The sequence below is a fragment of the Achromobacter sp. SIMBA_011 genome (assembly GCF_046535435.1).
Classification (GTDB): Bacteria; Pseudomonadota; Gammaproteobacteria; order Burkholderiales; family Burkholderiaceae_B; genus Achromobacter; species Achromobacter dolens.
Genome location: NZ_JAWRWN010000006.1, coordinates 39,752 through 59,422, shown reverse-complemented (window position 1 = coordinate 59,422; position 19,671 = coordinate 39,752). Strand labels below are relative to the sequence as shown.

Annotated in this window: 17 protein-coding genes; 3 read left to right on the top strand and 14 right to left on the bottom strand. The window is 65.3% G+C overall.

What is annotated here, in order from left to right:
* Positions 1–30: 30 nt before the first annotated feature.
* The 3 genes from SB816_RS20225 to SB816_RS20215 form a co-directional block, all read right to left on the bottom strand.
* Positions 31–1,074 (bottom strand): hydroxyacid dehydrogenase, encoded by a 1,044-nt coding sequence (locus tag SB816_RS20225; RefSeq protein WP_410547427.1) that lies wholly within the window; start codon positions 1,072–1,074, stop codon positions 31–33.
* A complete protein-coding gene (locus tag SB816_RS20220; protein ID WP_054416106.1) occupies positions 1,071–1,739 on the bottom strand; it encodes an RraA family protein in 669 nt (222 codons plus the stop codon). The genes SB816_RS20225 and SB816_RS20220 overlap by 4 nt, the downstream gene beginning before the upstream one ends.
* A gap of 126 nt (positions 1,740–1,865) precedes the next feature.
* Positions 1,866–2,765 (bottom strand): LysR family transcriptional regulator, encoded by a 900-nt coding sequence (locus tag SB816_RS20215; RefSeq protein ID WP_049074773.1) that lies wholly within the window; start codon positions 2,763–2,765, stop codon positions 1,866–1,868.
* Positions 2,766–2,937: 172 nt separating this feature from the next.
* Between SB816_RS20215 and SB816_RS20210 the strand changes: the two genes are divergently transcribed.
* Positions 2,938–4,095, top strand: coding sequence for an alpha-hydroxy acid oxidase (locus SB816_RS20210; RefSeq protein WP_410547426.1), 1,158 nt, complete (start codon positions 2,938–2,940; stop codon positions 4,093–4,095).
* An 82-nt stretch (positions 4,096–4,177) separates the two neighbouring features.
* Here SB816_RS20210 and SB816_RS20205 read toward each other — a convergent pair whose 3' ends face one another.
* The 4 genes from SB816_RS20205 to SB816_RS20190 all read right to left on the bottom strand — a co-directional run bounded on the left by SB816_RS20205 (position 4,178) and on the right by SB816_RS20190 (position 7,846).
* Positions 4,178–5,326 (bottom strand): mandelate racemase/muconate lactonizing enzyme family protein, encoded by a 1,149-nt coding sequence (locus SB816_RS20205; protein ID WP_336235941.1) that lies wholly within the window; start codon positions 5,324–5,326, stop codon positions 4,178–4,180.
* A 64-nt stretch (positions 5,327–5,390) separates the two neighbouring features.
* Positions 5,391–6,068 carry an RraA family protein gene (locus SB816_RS20200; protein ID WP_081273645.1) on the bottom strand — a complete coding sequence of 226 codons (678 nt, stop codon included), beginning with the start codon at positions 6,066–6,068 and terminating at the stop codon, positions 5,391–5,393.
* Between the two features lie 12 nt (positions 6,069–6,080).
* A complete protein-coding gene (locus tag SB816_RS20195) occupies positions 6,081–6,866 on the bottom strand; it encodes an SDR family oxidoreductase (protein WP_410547425.1) in 786 nt (261 codons plus the stop codon).
* On the bottom strand, positions 6,866–7,846 hold the full coding sequence (locus SB816_RS20190) for a Bug family tripartite tricarboxylate transporter substrate binding protein (RefSeq protein ID WP_410547424.1): 981 nt from the start codon (positions 7,844–7,846) through the stop codon (positions 6,866–6,868). Before SB816_RS20190 ends, SB816_RS20195 begins: the two co-directional genes overlap by 1 nt.
* A 191-nt stretch (positions 7,847–8,037) precedes the next feature.
* On the opposite strand from SB816_RS20190, the gene SB816_RS20185 reads away from it, so the two are divergent.
* A complete protein-coding gene (locus SB816_RS20185) occupies positions 8,038–8,970 on the top strand; it encodes a LysR family transcriptional regulator (protein WP_082401989.1) in 933 nt (310 codons plus the stop codon).
* Positions 8,971–9,023: 53 nt separating this feature from the next.
* Here SB816_RS20185 and SB816_RS20180 read toward each other — a convergent pair whose 3' ends face one another.
* The 6 genes from SB816_RS20180 to SB816_RS20155 are packed head-to-tail and all read right to left on the bottom strand — an operon-like array spanning position 9,024 to position 16,331.
* Positions 9,024–10,340, bottom strand: a complete 1,317-nt coding sequence (locus tag SB816_RS20180) for an aminotransferase class III-fold pyridoxal phosphate-dependent enzyme (RefSeq protein ID WP_410547423.1) — start codon at positions 10,338–10,340, stop codon at positions 9,024–9,026.
* A 34-nt stretch (positions 10,341–10,374) separates the two neighbouring features.
* Positions 10,375–12,012, bottom strand: coding sequence for an ABC transporter ATP-binding protein (locus tag SB816_RS20175; protein ID WP_410547422.1), 1,638 nt, complete (start codon positions 12,010–12,012; stop codon positions 10,375–10,377).
* Entirely contained in the window at positions 12,009–12,866 is an 858-nt protein-coding gene (locus SB816_RS20170) for an ABC transporter permease (protein WP_054416095.1), read from the bottom strand. The genes SB816_RS20175 and SB816_RS20170 overlap by 4 nt, the downstream gene beginning before the upstream one ends.
* Positions 12,863–13,804 carry an ABC transporter permease gene (locus tag SB816_RS20165; protein ID WP_410547421.1) on the bottom strand — a complete coding sequence of 314 codons (942 nt, stop codon included), beginning with the start codon at positions 13,802–13,804 and terminating at the stop codon, positions 12,863–12,865. The genes SB816_RS20170 and SB816_RS20165 overlap by 4 nt, the downstream gene beginning before the upstream one ends.
* 7 nt (positions 13,805–13,811) lie before the next feature.
* Positions 13,812–15,389, bottom strand: coding sequence for an ABC transporter substrate-binding protein (locus SB816_RS20160; protein ID WP_410547420.1), 1,578 nt, complete (start codon positions 15,387–15,389; stop codon positions 13,812–13,814).
* 60 nt (positions 15,390–15,449) lie between these two features.
* Positions 15,450–16,331, bottom strand: coding sequence for an alpha/beta hydrolase (locus tag SB816_RS20155; protein WP_410547419.1), 882 nt, complete (start codon positions 16,329–16,331; stop codon positions 15,450–15,452).
* A 115-nt stretch (positions 16,332–16,446) separates the two neighbouring features.
* On the opposite strand from SB816_RS20155, the gene SB816_RS20150 reads away from it, so the two are divergent.
* A complete protein-coding gene (locus tag SB816_RS20150) occupies positions 16,447–17,337 on the top strand; it encodes a LysR substrate-binding domain-containing protein (RefSeq protein WP_063580257.1) in 891 nt (296 codons plus the stop codon).
* A 25-nt stretch (positions 17,338–17,362) separates the two neighbouring features.
* Here the strand turns inward: SB816_RS20150 and SB816_RS20145 are convergent, their stop codons facing one another.
* Positions 17,363–18,991, bottom strand: a complete 1,629-nt coding sequence (locus SB816_RS20145; protein ID WP_410547418.1) for a diguanylate cyclase — start codon at positions 18,989–18,991, stop codon at positions 17,363–17,365.
* Positions 18,992–19,671 lie beyond the last annotated feature (680 nt).

The following is a 19,671-nucleotide window of genomic DNA, read 5'->3' as shown; positions in this document are numbered from 1 at the left end:
GCGATGCCGGCGACGGCTCAAGCCGTGTAGTCATGCCAGATTTGCGATGCGTTCGGCCGCCAGCGGCCAGACCTCCGGATTGACGAGTTGCGGTGGGCGTTCGCCGCGCAGCATCGCAACGAGCTGCGTGGCCGATGAACGGGCGACGTTGCGCCGGGCTTCGTGGGTGACGCCGGCGGTGTGGAAGGTGGCGACGACGTTGGGCAGGCCCAGCAGCGGGGCGTCGCGTTCGGGCGGCTCCTGTTCCCAGACGTCCAGCCCGGCGCCGCGCAGATGCCCGGCGCGCAGGGCGTCGTGCAGTGCCGCTTCGTCGTGGATGCCGCCGCGCGCGGTCGAGAGGAACACCGCATCGCGTTTCATGGCCGCGAAGGCCTTGGCGCCGAACAGGCCGCGCGTGGAGGCGTCCAGGGGGCAATGCAGCGACACCACGTCGGACCGCGCCAGCAACTCGTCCAGCGACACCGGCTCGGCGCCGCGGTCGCGGATGGCGTCGGCGGACAGCAGCGGATCGTGCGCGATCACGCGCAGGCCGAAGCCGCGCGCAATGCGGGCGACGCTGGTACCGATCTTGCCGATGCCGACCAGGCCGAGGACGAGGCCATGGATTTCATGGCCCATGAGGTCCTCGCGCGTGAAGCCGGCATCGTGGCGCAGGCGTTGGTGCGATTCCACCACGCGCCGCTGCACGGCGAGCAGCAGCGCGTAGGTGTGCTCGGCCACGGATTCCGCGTTGCCGCCCGCCTGGTTGACCACGGCGATGCCCGCCGCGGTGCAGGCCGCCACGTCGATGGTGTCGTAGCCCGCGCCACCGGACGAGACGCACACCAGGTCCGGGCATTGCGCGATCAGGTCGGCATTGACGAACCATTGCCGCGGCAGTTCGTCCTTGGCCGCGGATACGTGATACGCATGGGCCGACTTCAGGCCGGCCAGCGTGCGCGCATCGTCGCCCCTTGCCGGCAGCACCGACAGCGAGACGCCGGGCGTGGCGCCGATGATCTCGTCGAACACCGGATTGAGCCAGAGGTCCAGGCGGCAGAGCCGGGCGGTCTGGGTGGAAGACGCCGCGCTCACAGCACGCCCCGCGCCTTGAGCGTGGCGTCGACCCAGGCGCGGTCCAGCGCGCCGCGCGCGATGTCCTCCAGCACGCGGGCTTCCGCCGCGGCGATCGCGCGCACGCGCTCCGCGATGGCGGGGGCCTCGTCGGGACGGATGGCCAGCAATCCGTCGGCATCGCCCACCAGCAGGTCGCCGGGCAGGACCACCATGCCGTCGATCGCGATCGGCACGTTGATGGCGCCGGGGCCATCCTTGTAGGGGCCGCGATGCGCGACCCCGCGCGCATAGACGGGAAAATCGCCCGCGCCGATCGTTTCGCTGTCGCGGATGGCGCCGTCGATCACGAAGCCGGCCAGCCCGCGTCGGGCGGCCCAGCCAACCATGATCTCGCCGATGATGGCGTTGTTCATGTCGCCGCCGGCATCGACCACGATCACGTCGCCCGGCTCGGCGGAATCGATCGCCTTGTGCACCATCAGGTTGTCGCCCGGCCGCGTGCGCACGGTGTAGGCGCGGCCGAGGATGCGGCGCGAGCGATGCATCGGGCGCAGGGCCGAGGTGCCGGTCGCGCGGCTCATCGCGTCGCTGATGTTGGCCACGGCCAACGCCTGATAGGCCGCGAGCGTTTCGCGGCTGGGGCCGGCGGGGCATGCCTGCAGGGTGAATCCGAACTCCGACATGGCGCTTTGTCTCCTTGGATGTTTGTCCGGGGGGACTCTACGCCGGGCTCATGGCGGTTTAAAGCGAATAATTTGATGTCGAAAACAACGCTTTTTGGAAAGTGTCGCGTGCGGCTCGCGCCCGGGCTAGAGCATTCCGGCAGGGGCGTGAAAGTCCAGGCAGGCCTGCGCGTGCGTGCGCAGGCTTTCCAGCATGGGCCGGGTGTCGTCGCGGCGCCACTGGAAGGTATAGGCCAGGGGGCGCAAGGGCGGAAAGCGCGACAGCGGCTGCAAGTCGCCGCGCTGGATCAACACCTGGGCCCAGGCGGCAGGCAGGAAGCCCAGCCCCAGCCCTTGCCGCAGCATGGCGGCGATGCCCGGCCAGCTATTGCAGCATTGATTGCGGCCGGGCGACACGCGCTGCTCGGTCAGCCAGTCGTCGAGAATGCGGATCGCGCCCGAGCTTTGCGGCAGGGTGATGAGCGTCAGGCCCGGCAGATCGGCCGGTTCAAGCGAGGCCGCGTCGGGCACGGCCCGGGCCGATACCACCCATTCGAAATGGGCGCTGCCGATCACGCGCGAGGCGAGCGACGCTCGGGACGACGGGCCCGCGATCACCGCGAAGTCGAGCTCGCCTTCCTCCAGCCCGCGCTCGACCAGTTCGCCCACGCCCACGAAGGGCTCGACCAGCAGGTTGGGGTGGGCCTGCTGGATGACGGCGATCAGTCCGGCCATCCACGTCATGGCGGTCAGCTCGCCGGCGCCGAAGCGGCAACGGCCGGAGTAGCTGAGGTTGTTGCTGGCCTGCTGCATGAACTGGTCCGCGTTGCGCAGCAGGTCCTTGGCATGGGGCACCAGTTGCTCGCCCAGCGCGGTCAGGGTGGCGCTGCGGGCGCTGCGGCTGAACAGCGCGGCGCCGATCGAGGATTCCAGCTCGCCGATCCGCTTGGACAACGACGACACCGAAATATTCAGGCGATTCGCGGCGATGGCAAAGTTCTTGCAGGTGGCGGCCCAGTAAAAGGCCTCGAGTTGCTTGAGCGTCATGGGAAGTGAAGGGTCGGGGCGACTGCAAGGCGATTGAGGGCGAGGAAAAGTGTAATAACGAACATCAATAAAGTCACTTTATTCAAACCTCGGGCCGGCCTATATTCGTTCGCCGTTACCCATGACCCTTGCGCGGCGGATGGTCCGCCGGGCCCCGCCAGGAACCCCCGCCATGCCAGACCCGCTGCGCCGCATGCTCAGCCTGCACGACTTCGAAGCCGCCGCCCGGCGGATCCTGCCCAAGCCCCTGTATGCCTATGTGTCGGGCGCGGTGGAAGACGGGCAGTCCGAGCGGAGCAACCGGCAGGCCTTCGGCGAATACGGGTTCCGCCCGAAGGTGCTGGTGGACGTGTCGCGCCGCCACACCCGCTGCACGATATTGGGCCGCGAGTATGCGGCGCCCGTCGGCGTGGCGCCCATGGGCATTGCGGCGCTGACCAGCTATCGCGGGGACGTGGCGCTCGCCCGCGCCGCGGCCGCGGCGGGCGTGCCCTGCATCATGAGCGGGTCCTCGCTGATCCGCCTGGAAACCGTGATGGCGGCGGCCCCGGGGACCTGGTTCCAGGCCTACCTGCCCGGCGACAGCGCCCAGATTGCCGCATTGATCGACCGTGTCGCCGCCGCCGGCGTGGAAACATTGGTGCTGACGGTCGACACGCCGGTGGCCGCCAACCGCGAGAACAACGTGCGGGCGGGGTTTTCCACCCCGCTGCGACCCAGCATAGGCCTGGCCTGGCAGGGCATCACGCACCCGCGTTGGCTGATCGGGACCCTGCTGCGCACGCTGGCCCGCCACGGCATGCCGCACTTCGAAAACAACTACGCCGCGCGCGGCGCGCCGATCCTGTCCAGGCATGTGCTGCGCGACTTTTCCGATCGCGGGCACCTGAACTGGCAGCACGTCGCCGCCATACGCAAGACCTGGAAAGGCCAGATGGTCCTGAAGGGCATCCTGCATCCGGACGACGCGCGCACCGCGCGCGCGCACGGCATGGACGCGGTCATTGTGTCCAACCATGGGGGGCGGCAACTGGACGGCAGCCTGGCGCCCCTGCAGGCCTTGCCCGCGATCGTGGACGCCGCGGGCGGCATGGACGTCATGCTCGACAGCGGCGTGCGACGTGGCACGGACGTGCTGAAGGCGCTGGCGCTGGGCGCGCGCTGCGTATTCGTCGGCCGGCCGTTCAACTATGCGGCCACGGTGGCGGGCGAGCGCGGCGTGGCCCATGCCATCGCGCTGATCTCCGAGGAAATCAGGCGCGACATGGGCTTGCTGGGTATCGTCGATCTGCGGGAGATCAACGAGAGCTTGTTGCAACGCTGCCGATAGCCGTGCGGACGGTGCCAGGCCACGTTGGGCGCTTTTTGTCCGACACCGCGCGCCAGTCAGATACCGTGCGGTGGGCCGTCCTTCATGCGTTCGCGCCGATCACGCAGGAAGCGCGGCAGTAAGGTTCGATACCGCGCAGATCAAGTTCGAATCCCAAGCCGGGCGCCTCGGTCAGCGACAGCACGCCGTCTTTGATCCATTCCCCGTAAGTGGACGTGGCCCGAAGCGGGTTGTGGTTGACGTCCAGCTCCAGGTATCCTTCCCCTCCCGTCGCCGCGAGGACGTGAGCGGACGCAATGGCGGCGACCTGGGTTCCGAACGAATGGGGGCAGAACTGCCTGTTCGCGGCGATGGCGCGAAGTCCGACTTCGTGAGCGCCGCTGATTCCTCCCCATTTCGCCACGTCGGGTTGAATGACATCGAGCCAGGACAGGGCGGCGACGAATTCGTCGATATCGGCAAGGTTCTCACCGGCAGCAATCGGGATTCGCGTCCTGGCTTTGAGCGCCTGCCATTCGGCGGCGGGACATTCCGGGCCCAGCGGTTCCTCGATCCAGGAAAAATCGCCGTCATCCAACTGCGCCAGCGCTTGCGTGGCAGTGGCGAGATCCCACCCGCAATTTGCATCGAGCATCATCGCCTCTGTTGGCGCCAGCGCCCGCCGTTGCCGGAGCAATAGCGGGATAGACCTGGCATCGTCGAATCCCGCCTTGAACTTGAATGCGTTATATCCCGCCTGCCGCAAGACATCCAGGCGAGCGGCCGGCGTGTCCGGGGCCAGACCGCTCGCATAGCAGCGCATGCGGGCTTGCGTGCCCCCGAGTACGCGATACAGGGGCAGACCCATTCGCCTGGCCTGGAGATCCCAGAGCGCCGTGTCCATGCCGCCAAGAATCTGCGCGACAGGCCCTCGCTCTCCCGCCAGGCGAATGATCGGCAGCGTCAGGCTGCGCAGGCGTGCGATGGCTGGCTGCACCGCCTGGAATGTTGTGCCCACCAGCGCGGGGGCGACGAACTCGCGAAGCAGATTCAGCCGGTGCAAGGCGCCGGAAGCCGGCATGCCCGACCACACTTCGCCCCAACCGAAGGATCCGGATGCGTCCTCGACCCGGATCAGAACGGCGCCGCGTTCGCTGCGTACGCCAAAGGACGACGCGATCGACTCGGCCGGCGCGACGTACGCATAGAGCGAAACGCCAGTCACGGTCGTGGTCGGCAGCGCGGAAACCATTGTGGCCGCGGTCGCCCGCGCGGATCCGATGGACTCGTCTGCATGTCGGGGGCGAAACGAAAGCTCAGACATGTCCGTACTTGGCAAGGGCGTCCGACAGGGTAAGGCCGTGGTTCAGCTCGGCGCGCAGTTGCAGTTCCTGGGCGGTGAGCCGTTCCGCCTCGGCGAGCACGTCGTTGACATGCCGCGCGGGAATAACGATCGCGCCGTCGGCGTCGGCAAGAATGAAGTCGCCCGGGCTGACGGGGACGAGCGCGCTGGTGGCTCCCGCCAGGTAGACGGTCTCGCGAAACCCGGTAACGCGCCAGCGGCCGATGGATTGCGTCGGCGTCCGGTATTTGGCGAAGATGGGAAAGTTCATCTTGTGCAGCCAATGAATATCGCGGATTCCCCCGTCGATCAAAGCCCCCACGGCTCCCCGCTCCCGCATGCCAAGGGCGATCAGTTCGCCGAAGTAGCAGACGCCTTTGCCATCGCCGCTCCAGACGGTCACTTCATCCTCGGACACCTGTTGGCAGGCCTGCATCTTCTGTTCGTCGCCGCCGAGCGGGCCGGGGACCATCTGGCCGCGAATGGTATACGCCCAGCCCGCCAGCTTGTCCGTGCCGGTGAATTGCCTGAACTCTGGCGCAAGACTCTGGTCCATCAGGCCCATGGTGTCCATGACGTCCGCCACATTGGCGGTGTCAACCTTCAAGAATCGCGCGCGGATCTCGCGTCGGCTTTGTGCATCAATAGTCATGTCTTCTCTCGTTCAAATGGCGGGAATCAGCCCGCCGTCCACGCGCAGCGACGTCCCCGTGATGTAGGACGCACATTGGCTTGCAAGAAACGCCACGGCGTTGGCGTACTCGGCGGGCTCCCCGTAGCGGCCAGCCGGAATGGTCGATGTGCTGCTGGCGGCGACCATCTCCTGCGTCAGCCCGGCCGCTTTGGCGCGAGACTGATCGAGCGCGGCAATTCGCTGGGTGGCGATGCGCCCGGGAATCACCACGTTGACGGTCACCCCGTCTTTCGCCACTTCCTGCGCCAGCGATTTCGACCAGCCCACCAAGGCGAGCCGCAAGGCATTGGAAGCCGCAAGGCCCGGTATCGGAGTGACGACTCCCGAGGAGGTTGACGTGATCACCCGTCCCCAGCGCCGCGCCTGCATATCCGGCACAAGCAGTCGGGTCAGCGTCATCAACGACAGCACCATCGAATCGAAGTAGCGATGCCATTGCTGTTCGGTGATGTCGTGGGTCATGCCAGGCGCGGGGCCGCCCGAATTGTTCACCAGGATATCGATCGGCCCATTCTCCTGTTTCACCAGCATCACTTGGCGGCTGATCGACCCGACATCCGACAGATCCCAGGCGACGGGCCGCGCGATCCCGCCAAGCTCCGCAATCGCATAAGCCGCCCGCTGCGCCGAAGCAAGATCCACATCGGCCAGAATCACGCGGCACCCCTCTTGCGCGAGCGCTTTGGCAATGGCGCTACCCAGCCCACCCCCAGCACCCATCACCAGGGCGGTCCTGCCATCAATTCCCAAATCCATCACTTGTTCTCCTGCTGTAGTTCCGGGGCGGCTGCCACCACCTTTTTCGACATCTCAAGATCGGACAGCCAGATCGCCTGGAATCGCGGGGCGGAGGGCTCGCCTGGCAGCAGCGCGGATGCCGCCATCTGCTGCACGACAGCCGCGTCCTGAAAGACTCTGTCGATCGAATCCGATATCCGTTGAATCCGGTCCGCTGGCACGTCCTTCGGCGCGAAGATTCCTGCCCAGGTCGTCACCACAAAGCCCGGCAATCCGCTTTCGCCCACCGTCGGGATTGACGGCGCCAACGCGAAGCGCTCCGGGCCCGTCATGGCGATACGTCGCGCCTTTCCAGAAGACACCACGGGTTCGGTGGATGGAACCGTCTCAAAAAGGAGGTCCGCCTCGCCAGACGCGACGCCCAGGGACGCGGCCGGGCTGCCATTGAAGGGCACCGCGTAGATATCGACACCGGCCATCTGCTTGAAAAGCTCAAGCGATACGTGCGAGGCGCTGCCCACCGCGGCAAACGCGCCGACCAGCTTTCCAGGCCGGTTTTTGGCTGCGGCGATGATGTCGGACACGGACTCCAGCCCCGATCCCGCGCGCGTTATCAGGCTGAAGTCCGTCTTGTATATCTGGCTGACGGCGGCGAAATCGGCGGGGAGTGATCCCGCCTGTTTGGGGTGGATGTAGGGAGAGATCGCCATGGTGCTCGATGGCGCGAGCAGCAGCGTGTAGCCGTCGTGGGCACTGCGGAGCACCTCGCGGGCTGCGAGCAGTCCATTGACGCCGGGACGGTTTTCAACGATCACGGCCTGTTTCAGATCGGCCGACAGGCGCGCAGCCACGAGCCGCCCGCCCACATCGGGGGTCGAACCGGGCGGGGTCGCAACAACAATACGAATGGGCTTTGCCGGATAGGCTTCCCCCTGTGCAAACGACACCGACGCGGAAAACGTGCAAATTACGGACAAAGCGATGGGAGCAAAGCGCATGTATGGCTCCATATGAGCGGACAGCAACTCTCGGACGGCAACTCTTCAAGGGTCGCGGTAACTTTCATGAATACTGGCTCGGATGTTGCTTCGCACCAAGCCGTCGATTCAGTGCGGCGCCTTTGGTGCTTGCAAGCAATTTACGTGGATGGGATCATCGCGTCTAATATCGTTCATGATCTAGGCGATACATGGGACATATACCCTCAGCCATCCCGGATCTTCGGGTGTTACGCCAGTTCCTGGCGGTTTCCGAGTGTGGAAGCCTGCGCAAGGCAGCGGAAGCGTTGCGGATGTCACAGCCTCCGCTCAGTGTCGCCATGCGGCAGTTGGAGCAGGCCGTGGGAACGTCGCTGTTCGTGCGTTCCGCGGTGGGCGTGCAGCTCACCGCCGCCGGGGTTGTGCTTAAAGGGGAGGCGGAAAAGCTGATCGCGCACGGCGTTCGCGCTTTCGACATGGCTCGCGCGGTCGGACGCGGGGAACTCGGAGAGGTCAGGGTTGGGTTCATCACGTCGGCGATGGTCGACCTGCTTCCCGCAGTCTTGGCGCGGTTCTCTTCGTCTCACCCGGCAGTACGGCTTCGATTGGTTGAAGGCGTATCCATCGAGATCGCCTCAATGGTGGACGAGGGCAAAATCGACCTGGGGGTGCTGACGCCGCCCGTTCCCTATCCTGCCGGAAGCCTTCATTTCCCGGTCTCTCGAGACCGCCTGGTGGCGCTGTTGCCTCGCGGGCATCCGTTTGCCTCTCGCAAAGCGATCCGTCTGGCTGAACTCAGTGACGAGCGATTCGTATCTTTCTCTGCCACTCGCGTACCTGCCTTTCACCAACGTATCAGCGCCGCGTGCCTCGAAGCGGGATTCCAACCGCAGATCGTTCAGGAAGCGGCGCATATCCACACGATCATCGCGCTGGTCGCCGGAAAATTGGGCGTGGCGCTGGTTCCGTCCACCGCGGCGCGCTCCGCCCGGAAAGATGTGGTCGCGGTGGCGCTACGCGACCCAAGCAAATTGCTCGATACCAGTCTGGAGGTTGTCTATCTGGAGGACACGCTTACTGTGGCCTCCCGGGCGTTTCTTGCCCATTTGAAGGGATACGCTTCAGATCCGCCGCGGGGGTTGTGACGCGTTCCTTTTTTATCGCTGCTCCATGTTCTTCGCATCCGCCGCCGGCCCGGTCAGATGCCGTCAACAAGAAGCGCTCGTCGCAAGCAATCAAAAATCTGTTCGACCTGGGCAGGGCTGATGATCAGCGGCGGTGAAATGACAATCATGTCGCCGGACGCTCGCACCAGTACGCCCTGCTCGAAGCAATGGCGGGCGACATCCGCGCCCCGCATGCCGGCCGCGCCGGCGCGCGGCGCGAGGTCGACGGCGCACAGCAGGCCGATGCTGCGCACATCGTTCACATGCGGCAGACCTTCGAGCGCCAGCGCTTGCGACTGCCAATGGGAGCTGATCTCCCGCACCCGGGCGTTGATCTCCAGGTCCTGGTGCAGACGCAGCGTCGCCAGGCCGGCCGCGCACGCCAGCGGGTGGGCGGAATAGGTGTAGCCGTGCATCAGCTCCACCACCTGCGGCGGTCCGGCCATGAACGCTTCGTAGACGGCGCCGCCGACGATGACGCCGCCCATGGGCACCGCGCCGTTGGTCAGGCCTTTGGCCACGGTCATCAGGTCAGGGGTAACGCCAAACACCTGCGAGGCGAAGTTGTCGCCCACGCGCCCAAAACCGGTGATCACTTCGTCAAAGATCAACAGCACGCCATGTTGCGTGCACAGCTCGCGCAAGCGTTGCAGGTAGCCGACCGGGGGCGGATACACGCCGCCGGAACCGGTGACCGGCTCGACAATGACGGCGGCCACCGTGCCGGGGTCCTGGATGTCCAGCAACTGCGCCAGCGCTTCCGCATAGCTGGCGCCGTGATCCGGTTGTCCGGCGCTAAAGCGCATGCTGGCGTCATACGGCAGCGGCAAATGGCTGACCTCGCCCAGCAGCGGCCCGAAGTCGCGCTTCTGGCGCCCGATGCCCGAGACGGACAAGCCGCCAAATCCCATGCCGTGATAGCCCTTGGCCCGGCCGATGAACTTGGTGCGGCGGCTGTCGCCACGAGCCTGATGATAGGCGCGCGCAATTTTCAAGGCGGTGTCGACGGCCTCGGAGCCGGAGTTGGTGAAGAACACTCTGGTCATGCCCTCGGGCGCCAGGGCAATCAGGGCATCCGACATGGCCTGCGCGCCCGGATGGCTCATCTTGAACGAGGAAACGAAGTCCAGGCGCGCGGCGGCCTCTTGAATGGCTTGCACAATGCTCGCCTGGCCGTGGCCGGCGTTGACGCACCACAGGCCGGCCATGGCGTCCAGAATCTGGCGGCCGTCGGGCGTGCGGTAGTACATGCCTTCGGCGCTGTCGAACATCATGGGCTGTTGGTGAAACTGCCGCATCGGGGTGAAAGGCGCCCAGAAGGCATTGGAAACGGGACTGGCGTCGGTCATGGAATCTCCTTGATGGGTTGAGCCGGCGGCCGGCTCAGGCTTGGGCCGGGCGGATGCGATAGCCCCCGTTGGCCAGCTTTTCCAGCGGGCTGGCCGCGGCCAGCAATTTGCGGGTGTAAGGGTGTTGCGGCGTGTCGAACAAGGCGTCGCGGGCGGCGATTTCGACAATTTCGCCCTGGCTCATCACCGCCACGCGATGCGCGATGCGTTCGACCGCGGCCAGATCGTGCGAGATGAACAGGCAGGCAAAGCCGTATTGCTTCTGCAGACGCTCGAACAGATCCAGAATCTGCTTCTGGATGGTCATGTCCAATGCCGAGATCGGCTCATCGGCAATGACCATCTTCGGCCGGCGTACCAGGGCGCGGCCGATCGCCACACGCTGACGCTGGCCGCCAGACAGTTGATGTGGGAAGCGGTCCCGGAACGACGGATTCAGGCCGACGTCGTTCAGCGTTTCCGCCACGCGCGCGCGACGCTGCGCGTCGTTCAAGTCATCGCAATGCCGCAGGGGTTCGGCGAGGATTTGCCCGATTCGCATGCGCGGGTCCAGCGAGGAATACGGATCCTGAAAGATCATCTGGCATTGCAGGCGGACGCTGCGGTTGACGGACTTTAGCAGGTCCACGCCTTCAAACTTGATGCTCCCGGCGCGGGGTTTGACCAATCCGGCCACCGCGCGCCCCAGCGTCGTCTTGCCGGAACCGCTGCCTCCGACAAGCGCCAGCGTTTCACCTGGCGCGATGCTCAGGTCCACGCCGCGCACCACGCGATAGGCGGCGCCGCGCTGCCAGAAGCCGCGCGGACCGGGGTACTCGACGGATACGTCTTTGACCTCGACCAGCGGTGCGCCGGCATGGGGCAAGGGCGGCAGGACACCGCGGCGGGGCAGTGCCTCCAGCAACTGACGGGTGTATTCGGCTTGCGGGTTCAGCAGGATCGAGGCCGTGGGCCCCTGTTCGACCGCCTGCCCATTTCGCATGACCACAACCTTGTGGGCATAGCGCGCCACCAGCGAAAGGTCATGGCTGATGAACAGCACGGCCGTGCCTTGTTCACGCGTGAGCTCCAGCATCAGTTCGATGACATCCAGCTGGGCCAGGCAGTCAAGCGCCGTGGTGGGCTCATCCGCGATCAGCAACGCCGGACGCAGCAGCATGACGGACGCCAGCATGATGCGCTGGCGCATGCCGCCCGAGAACTCATGCGGATAAGCGGTCAGGCAGCGTACCGGGTCCTTGATGCCGATGCGCTCCAGCATGGTAAGACAACGCTGGCGGATCTCGGCCGCGCCGAGCCGCGTATGCAGCTTGAGCGCTTCGCTCATTTGACGGCCGATGGTCAGTGCCGGGTTGAGCGACACCATGGGTTCCTGGAAAACCATGCCGATCTCGGCCCCGCGAACCCGGCGCAAGGCGCGGGCATTGCGCGTGTCCAGCGTCCGGCCCTTGAAGCCGATGCTGCCGTCCGCCATCTGCATGGGGGCGGGCAACAGGCCGATGACGGCGCGCGCTGCCATGGTTTTGCCGCTGCCCGACTCTCCCACCAGCGCCAGGATTTCGCCGGGCGCCAGCTCGAAACTGACATCGTTCACGGCCAGCGGGCCATCCACGCCGGCACGAATCTTCAGGTGCTTCACAGACAACAGGGATGCGTTCTCGGTCATGTTCATTTCCTCATGCGCGGATCGAGGCGATCACGCAGGGCATCGCCAAACAGATTGATACCCAGCAGGGCCATGCTGATCAGCACACCGGGAAACACGCCCAGCCATGCGGCCGACGCAATGTAGGGACGGCTGGCTGCCAGCATGCTGCCCCAGGTGGCCGCGGGCGGCGGTACGCCCAGTCCGAGAAAGCTCAGTGCGCTTTCGGACAGCAAGGCCCAGCCGAACATGCTGGTGGCCAGCACGCACACGGGCGCGAGGCAGTTGGGAACGACGTGGCGGAACATCGTGTATAGCTCGGAATTGCCAATGACCCGGGACGCCTCGATGAATTCGCGCTCACGCAGCGAAAGCACGCTGCCGCGAACCACCCGCACCACCGACGGCGTGTAGGCCATGCCCAACGCCAGGACGATGCTGTACTGGCTGGCGCCCAGCACGGCCATAATGCCCAGGGCCAGCAAAATGCCGGGAAAGGCCAGCAGGGCGTCGTTGAACATCATCAGGATGCGGTCGGTCCAGCCGCGCAGGTAGCCGGCCAGCATACCGATCAGGGTGCCGCATCCCAACGCCACCGCCACGGACAGGAGGCTGATCCACAGGCTGGTCGATGCGCCGATGATCAGCCGGCTCAGGACGTCGCGGCCGAACTCGTCCGTGCCCAGCCAGTGCCGCGCGCCAGGCGCCTGCAGCCGAAGGCTCAGATCGAGCTTGAGCGGGTCGTACGGCGTCCACACCAGGCCCAGCAGCGCCAGCGCGACCAATCCCAGCAGAAGGCCGCCGCCAATCAAGGCATTGAGCGCGGGCAGGCCGCGGCGCCGCACGGGGGCGGCCGGCAAGGAGATGACGTCGCCATTCATAGTTTCACCCTGGGATCAAAGACCGGATACAGCAGGTCAACGATCAAATTCACCACGACATAGATGCTGGTGATCAACAAAAGACACCCCTGCAGGACCGGATAGTCACGGGCAAAGATCGAATCCACCATGAGCCGGCCGATGCCGGGCAAGGTGAAGACGGTTTCCAACACCGCAATGCCGCCCAGCAGATTGCCCAGGATCAGGCCCACGAGCGTCCAGGTCGGCGCAAAGGCGTTGCGCAAGGCATGGCCCCACAGCACCGCCGATTCCGACAGGCCCTTGGCGCGGGCGTGGGCGATGTATTCCAGCCGCAAGACCTCGATCGTGCTGGCGCGGGCCATGCGGGCGATGGAGCCGAACTCCACGAGCGTCAGCGTCACCACCGGCAGGACCAGATAGCTCAGGCCGCGCAACGGATCCGCGCTGACGCTGACGTAGCCGACGATGGGCAACCACCCCAGCTTCATGCCGAAGAAGTACAGCAGCAGCAAGCCCAGCCAGAAGGCGGGAATTGACAGCAGCAGGGTGGCGCCGGCGACCAGGCCCAGATCCATCAGGCTGTTCTGCTTCCAGGCGGCGTAAAGGCCCACGGGAACAGCCAGCAGCACTGCCAGTCCAACCGAGATCAGCACGATGACGGCGCTGACGCTGAAGCGCTCGACCAGGAGGCCCAGCACCGGCTGGCTGCTACTGATTGACAAGCCGAAGTCGCCGCCCAGCACCGCCCGTATCCAGATCAGGTACTGGGTCACGAATGAGTGATCCAGTCCCAGGGCCTTGCGCATGTCGGCAAGGCTTTGCGCGTCCGCCATATCCCCCAGCATCAGCAGGGCGGGGTCGCCCGGGATGAAGCGGATCAGGCCGAAAACCATGATCGAGATCAGCAGCAGGGTGGGCAGCGCCATGCCCAGGCGCTGAATGAAGAATCGCAACATGACGGGCCTATTTCGTGGTCGCCGCCAAAGACACGCCCCACAGGCGCGGCTTGGAAATCGGCCAGGTTCGATAGCCCTGGACGCCATCACGGAAGGCGCCGATGGCGGTCCCGTTGTAGACGATGACCATGGGCACGTCCTTGATCAGCATGTCGTGCAACCGATCGAATAGCGCCTGGCGCCTGGCCGGATCGGCTTCGCGCATGGCCTGGCGCAGGATGTCGATGGCTTCACCGTTGTCCCAGACCTTGCGGGCCTCCCTGGACTTGTCACCCAGTATCTGCTCGAAACTCAGGGCCGGGTCGAAGCGGGGAGAATACGAGAACGCCATCATCTGATAGTTGCCGCTCTGGTAGCGTTCAAGCTGCGTGCCCCACTCCAGCGTCTCCATCTGGATGTTGATGCCCACGGCCGCCAGCATGGCCTGACTCAGAATGCCCATATCGAACATCTGCGGGTAGCGCTTGTTCACAATCATCTTGATCGGCTGACCGCGATAGCCGGCCGCGCTCAGCAAGGCGCGGGCCTCGGCCAGATCGGTGCGGTAGCCCTTGGCCGTCGCCGCGTCATAGTAGGTGCTGCTGCTGGGCACGGCCGAATTGTTGACGTTGGACAGTCCGCTGGACAGCGTGGCGACCATCTGGCCGTAGTCCAGCGACAGCGCAATGGCGCGGCGGATACGCACATCCTTGAGCAAAGGGTCGCGGGTCTGGAACAGCAGGCCGTTGATGGACATTGCCGGGCTGACCTGGATGGTCAAGCCCTTGGCCTGCTTCAAGTCGGCCGCGTCGGTCGCCGTCACGTCGGGCAGCAGATCGACGCCGCGCGCCATCAGCGCGGCCTTGGCCGTCGCATTGTCGGGGATCACGACAAAGCGCACCTGGTCCACCAGCGCGGCTTTGTTGCCGGTATACCCGTCAGGCTTTGCCTCGGCACGCGGCGCATAGTCAGCAAAGCGTTGCAGCTCCACATATTGCCCGCGTTGCCATTGCCCCAGCTTGAACGGCCCGGTTCCCACTGGCGAGCGCCACGCGCCTTCCGGCGTCAGCGAATCCGGATGCAGAATGCCCGTGCCCCCGCAATCGGTTCTGGCCATCGTCGCCAGAAACAAGGCGTTGGGCTGTTCCAGGGTGAACACCACGGTCATCGGGTCCGGGCTGCTGATGTCCTGCACCTTGAGCAAGCCGCGGCCGTCGAAGTCGCCCAGGCAGCGCCATTGCGTCTTGGGATCGAGGTAGCGGCGCCAGGTCCACAAGACTTCGGCGGCGGTCAGCGGCGCCCCGTTATGAAACCGCACGCCCTCGCGCAGTTTGAAGCGGTAGCTGCGTCCATCATCAGAAACCGTGATCGAGTCGGCCAGCAACGGCCCCACGGTCGCGTCTTCGCGGTAGGCCACCAGGCCTTCCACCATATGCATGACGACGGCGTCGGTGTTCTCGTCCCGGTTGACGCCGGGGTCGGTGCTGCGGATATCACCGCTGATGCCGACCTGAATCCGTGATGGCTCGGCGGCGAGACTTCCGGCCGTTGCCAGCGTCAACGCCAGCGCGGCGTACCCCAGGGCGGCCTTTACACTGTTGCGCATGAAGTAATCCTCCTTCAATGGGTGGGCGGCGCGGCCAGGACCTGGCCGTGCCGCTTGTGCTTATTGCTGCGCCTGGCGAGCCCGCCGTTCGCGCAACACCGCCGCGAAAAATTTCTGCGCGGCCGGCATGACTTTGATGCCCATGTGGGGCACGTTGGGAATCTGATCCAGCGTGGCGCTCACCCCCGCCGCTTCGAAGCTGGCGCGCAGGCGTTCCAGCCGCTCGGGCCGGGTGCGGCCGGCGTCGTTGGCGCCTTCCATGTAGTGCTTGCCGCCGGGGCGATGGGTGATTTCCCAGGTTTCGAGATCCGCCGCGCCGACCACCATGTGGATGGGGACCTGACGCAGCGCATCAAGGTTCAGCGCCTTGCCAAACCGCGTCTCCATGTCGGCCACGCCCACCCACCACTTGCGCGCGGTGTCCAGCAGCGTGACCGAACCCGGCGCGCCGATCGATGCGGCCCAGAGCCTGTCGGGGTGCAGGTAGCAGAAGCGATTGGTGAACTGGCCGCCGCCCGAATAGCCAAAGAGGGCAAAGGTGTCGAAGTTGCGGCCGTACTTCTTGCCGACCTCGGCGACCATATCCAGCAGGATCTGGTCATAGCGGATATCTCCTTCAAGAATTTGCTTGTAGCCGTCGCCATTGCCATCGCCCAGCACGCCCACCGGAAACAGCGGCGCCAGGATGACGCAGTCGTTCCAGCGGCCAAACTCGGCAAAGCTGTTCCGGTAGGTTTCCATCGCGCGGTTGGACCCATGCACGACCACCACGAGATCCACGGGACGCGTTGCGTCTTCGATGGATTCGGGAACGTAAAGACAATAGGCGAAGCGTTTGTCGCCCACATGGGCATAGACCGTTGTCGGCCCTTGGTCGTATAGACGCCGCGCGTTTTGCCGCGCCAGCAGGTCGGCCTGGGAATCCGGGGTAGCAGTGCTCATGGTCTACACCATTCAATGAGAAGACCCGCAGTATCCGCCAGTGCCTATACAAAGAAAATCTAATTTAGTTTTAATTGGAGTAAAGTGAATCTTTACCTAAAAATCGCCTCGCGCCATGAGCAGCATCCGGTTTCTCAGAACATTCATTGCCGTCGCGGAGGAGGGCAGCTTTGCCGCCGCGGCCGACCGGGTCGCGTTGACTAGCGCCGCCGTGGGTCAGCAAATGCGCGCGCTTGAAGACGAAATGCGCCGTACGTTGTTCGAGCGCAATCACAGACAGACGAGTTTGAGTCGCGACGGGACGCTGCTGCTTCCGCGCGCCAGGCGCTTGGTGGCCGATTACGAAGCAATGCTTGAAGACCCGGATCGGGATTTGCGCATGGAAGGCGAAATCACCGTGGGCGGCATCATTTCGGCCATGGGGCTGCTGGCCAATTGCCTGGTGCAGCTAAAGGCCATCCATCCCAAAGTGTCGGTCACGCTGACCAGCGCGCGTTCTGATGAGCTGGCGCCGCTGCTGCTGGCCGGCGAGCTGGATGCGGCGGTCGTGGTGAAGTCGCCCAGGCAGGAATTCAAAGGGCTGAGCTGCTCGCGGCTCTATGACGAACCGCTGATCCTGCTGGCCAGCGCGCAGGCCCATGCAAAAACGCCGGACATCACCGAGCTGCTGGCCACTCAGCCCTACATCCGCTATGACCGCAATACCGCCACCGGTTCCAAAGCCGATCGGGTGCTGCACCGATTGCGAGTCAAACCGCAGGAAATCCTGGAGCTGAACTCGATTCTTGGCATCGCGGCGCTGGTGCGCCAGCAAGTGGGCGTCAGCCTGGTGCCCTTGTTGCAAAACGTCCATTGGAACAAAGACCCGGCATTGAAAGTGCTGCCGTTGCCGGGGCCACAGGAGTTTCGCAGCATCAGCATCGTGGAACAGGGTCGCAAACGCCATCTGACTGGCGAAATCAACAGGTTGTTGCGCCTGGCTGTCGACCTGCGCGACCCGCCCTGAGGCAAACCCATGCGTCGGGCTCGCGCTACCTGAAAAACACCGATTCGATCCGGTTCCGGCCGCGTTGCTTGGCGTAATACAGCGCGCGATCGCTGCGGCTGAGCGCCAGTTCCGCGTCGTCGTCGTGCGTATGCAGCGCGGAAATGCCGATGCTGACCGTCAGCGGAATGCGCTGTCCGCCCGTCAGATAGGGCGTATCCGCGATGCGGCGCTGTACGTCGTGGGCGAACAGGTGCGCGCTTTCGATGTCGGTGTCCGGCAGCACGACGGCGAATTCCTCGCCGCCAATACGGCCCACCAGGTCGATCTCGCGCAACTGGGCACGCAGCATGCGGGCGAAGTGCTGCAGCACGCCGTCGCCGATGGCGTGGCCCCAGGTGTCGTTGATGTGCTTGAAGTGGTCCAGGTCGCACATGAGCACCGCCGAACCGTGGCCGCCGTCGCTCTTGATACGCGCAAGCTCCGCAGCGATGCGCGACATGAAATGGCGGCGGTTCGGCAGGCTGGTCAGCGCGTCGGTGGCGGCGAGTTCGCGCAATTCCAGTTCAGCGCGCTTGCGGTCGGTGATGTCCGTGACGAAGCCGTGCCAGACCACGCCCCCGCCGGCCTCGCGGCTCGGGCTGGCGTCGCCCAGCCGCCACCGCACCCCCTGCCGCGGCAGGCAAACGCGGAACTCCAGGTGCCAGCGCGTGAGCGCGGCGGTCGCCTGCTGCAGCGATGCCCGGTAGGCGGGCAGGTCCTCGGGATGGACGCGCTGTTCGATCGCGGTGGCGCTGGCGCGCACGTCGTCGGCGGTCAGCTCGAACATGTCGCGGATGCCGGCGCTGACATACGAGAACCTCGCGCCGCCCTCGGCCACGGCCTGGCACTGAAAGACCAGGCCGGGTACGGCGTCGGTGAGGTTGACGACCAGGTCCGCCGTGAGCTTGAGCCGTTCCGCCAGGGCGCGCACCGCGCTGATGTCGGTGGTGGTGCCCATCATGCGCAGCGCCTTGCCGGCCTCGTCGCGACTGACCACCTTGCCCCGGCTGCAGATCCACTTGTAGCTGCCATCCTTGCAGCGGATGCGGTGCTCGACCTCGTAGCTTTCGGTCTTGCCGTCGAAATGGTCCTGCATGGCGGCTTGCACGAAACCCAGGTCGTCCGGGTGCAGGCGCTGGTAGGCGTCTTCGATGCGGGTCGTGAGTTCGGACTCGGAATAGCCGAGCAAGGCCTTCCAGCCGGGCGAATAGGTGATCTCGCCGGTCACCACGTTGCGGTCCCAGACCCCCGTGCCGCTACCGGCGATGGCCAGCGACAACTTCCTGGCTTCCTCCCGCCAGGCGATTTCGTCGGCGCGCTCGCGCGCTTGGGGGGCGATAGCGGTCGCCGCGAGGTCCGCCAGGTCTTGCAGGTTCCGGCTGTCTTCATCCGTGAAAGCGCGATCCTGTCCGTGCAGCAGGCGCAAGCTACCCAGCAGGCGTCCGTCGGCGGCGCGGATGGGGGATTGCATGGACCAAGGCTGCGGCGAAGCGGGGGGCGTGCCGGCCATCGCCTCGCATGCGCCCGCGGCGTCGGCGCGGGCAACGATTGCCGTGTCGACATTGAACAGTCGCCGCGCCAGGCGCGCCAGCCGCTCCAGGGCGTCGTCGGACCCGCCATGGCCGCTGCCCACGCCCTCGCCAGGAGGTCGGGTTGGAGGCGGATCGCCGATAACGGGCATTTCAGGACCTGATCAATACGGGGTTCGGCGGTACAGCCGTGACGCGGGTGCCCGATATTCTGTCACGTTCCTCGCGAAAATTGCATCATTTTGGCAGTGATTCGGGGCGCGTCATGAGACTTTCTGGCCGAGACTACCCGGCCGAGGCGCGCTGGCGCGTCAACGCCGATCCGGCCTCCCAGTGCATTTGCCCATGCTTTCCGGCATTGAAATCCTGGATTGCCAGGACGATCTCCGCTTGAAAATTCATCAAAAACGGCCTCGGTCGGCGTGAAGGTACGGACCGGAGACCGTTCTGGCTTCGATTCCGTTAGCCCTGTTCCCGCCGAAATTCTCGACGCGCATGCTGATCGAAGACGCGTTCAAGGCCGCCAATGTGCAATTGCCGATAGCGGCGGAAACGGATAGCACGGAATCGCTCCTGGCGGTCTCCGGGGATGGGCAGCTTGGGACATCGTTCCTGAAACGGCGGCGACGGGCTTCGAGCGCGGTAATTTCATCCCTATCACGCAGCCGGAATTGTTTCGACAACTCCGCTTGCCGTGGCCGAAGGGAGCAGGGCGGACTCGCGCCGCGACGACTTTCGCCTGGATGCTCAAGGAGATATCCATGGCAGTGAGCAAGGGCCAGAA

Bases quoted from the DNA above. Each gene is read 5' to 3' on its own strand.
- SB816_RS20215 (WP_049074773.1), bottom strand. From the start codon at position 2,765: ATGACGCTCAAGCAACTCGAGGCCTTTTACTGGGCCGCCACCTGCAAG.
- SB816_RS20160 (WP_410547420.1), bottom strand. From the start codon at position 15,389: ATGCGCAACAGTGTAAAGGCCGCCCTGGGGTACGCCGCGCTGGCGTTG.
- SB816_RS20190 (WP_410547424.1), bottom strand. From the start codon at position 7,846: ATGCGCTTTGCTCCCATCGCTTTGTCCGTAATTTGCACGTTTTCCGCG.
- SB816_RS20210 (WP_410547426.1), top strand. From the start codon at position 2,938: ATGCCAGACCCGCTGCGCCGCATGCTCAGCCTGCACGACTTCGAAGCC.
- SB816_RS20195 (WP_410547425.1), bottom strand. From the start codon at position 6,866: ATGGATTTGGGAATTGATGGCAGGACCGCCCTGGTGATGGGTGCTGGG.
- SB816_RS20165 (WP_410547421.1), bottom strand. From the start codon at position 13,804: ATGTTGCGATTCTTCATTCAGCGCCTGGGCATGGCGCTGCCCACCCTG.
- SB816_RS20150 (WP_063580257.1), top strand. From the start codon at position 16,447: ATGAGCAGCATCCGGTTTCTCAGAACATTCATTGCCGTCGCGGAGGAG.
- SB816_RS20185 (WP_082401989.1), top strand. From the start codon at position 8,038: ATGGGACATATACCCTCAGCCATCCCGGATCTTCGGGTGTTACGCCAG.
- SB816_RS20205 (WP_336235941.1), bottom strand. From the start codon at position 5,326: ATGGTTTCCGCGCTGCCGACCACGACCGTGACTGGCGTTTCGCTCTAT.
- SB816_RS20180 (WP_410547423.1), bottom strand. From the start codon at position 10,340: ATGACCGACGCCAGTCCCGTTTCCAATGCCTTCTGGGCGCCTTTCACC.
- SB816_RS20170 (WP_054416095.1), bottom strand. From the start codon at position 12,866: ATGAATGGCGACGTCATCTCCTTGCCGGCCGCCCCCGTGCGGCGCCGC.
- SB816_RS20155 (WP_410547419.1), bottom strand. From the start codon at position 16,331: ATGAGCACTGCTACCCCGGATTCCCAGGCCGACCTGCTGGCGCGGCAA.
- SB816_RS20220 (WP_054416106.1), bottom strand. From the start codon at position 1,739: ATGTCGGAGTTCGGATTCACCCTGCAGGCATGCCCCGCCGGCCCCAGC.
- SB816_RS20200 (WP_081273645.1), bottom strand. From the start codon at position 6,068: ATGACTATTGATGCACAAAGCCGACGCGAGATCCGCGCGCGATTCTTG.
- SB816_RS20175 (WP_410547422.1), bottom strand. From the start codon at position 12,012: ATGAACATGACCGAGAACGCATCCCTGTTGTCTGTGAAGCACCTGAAG.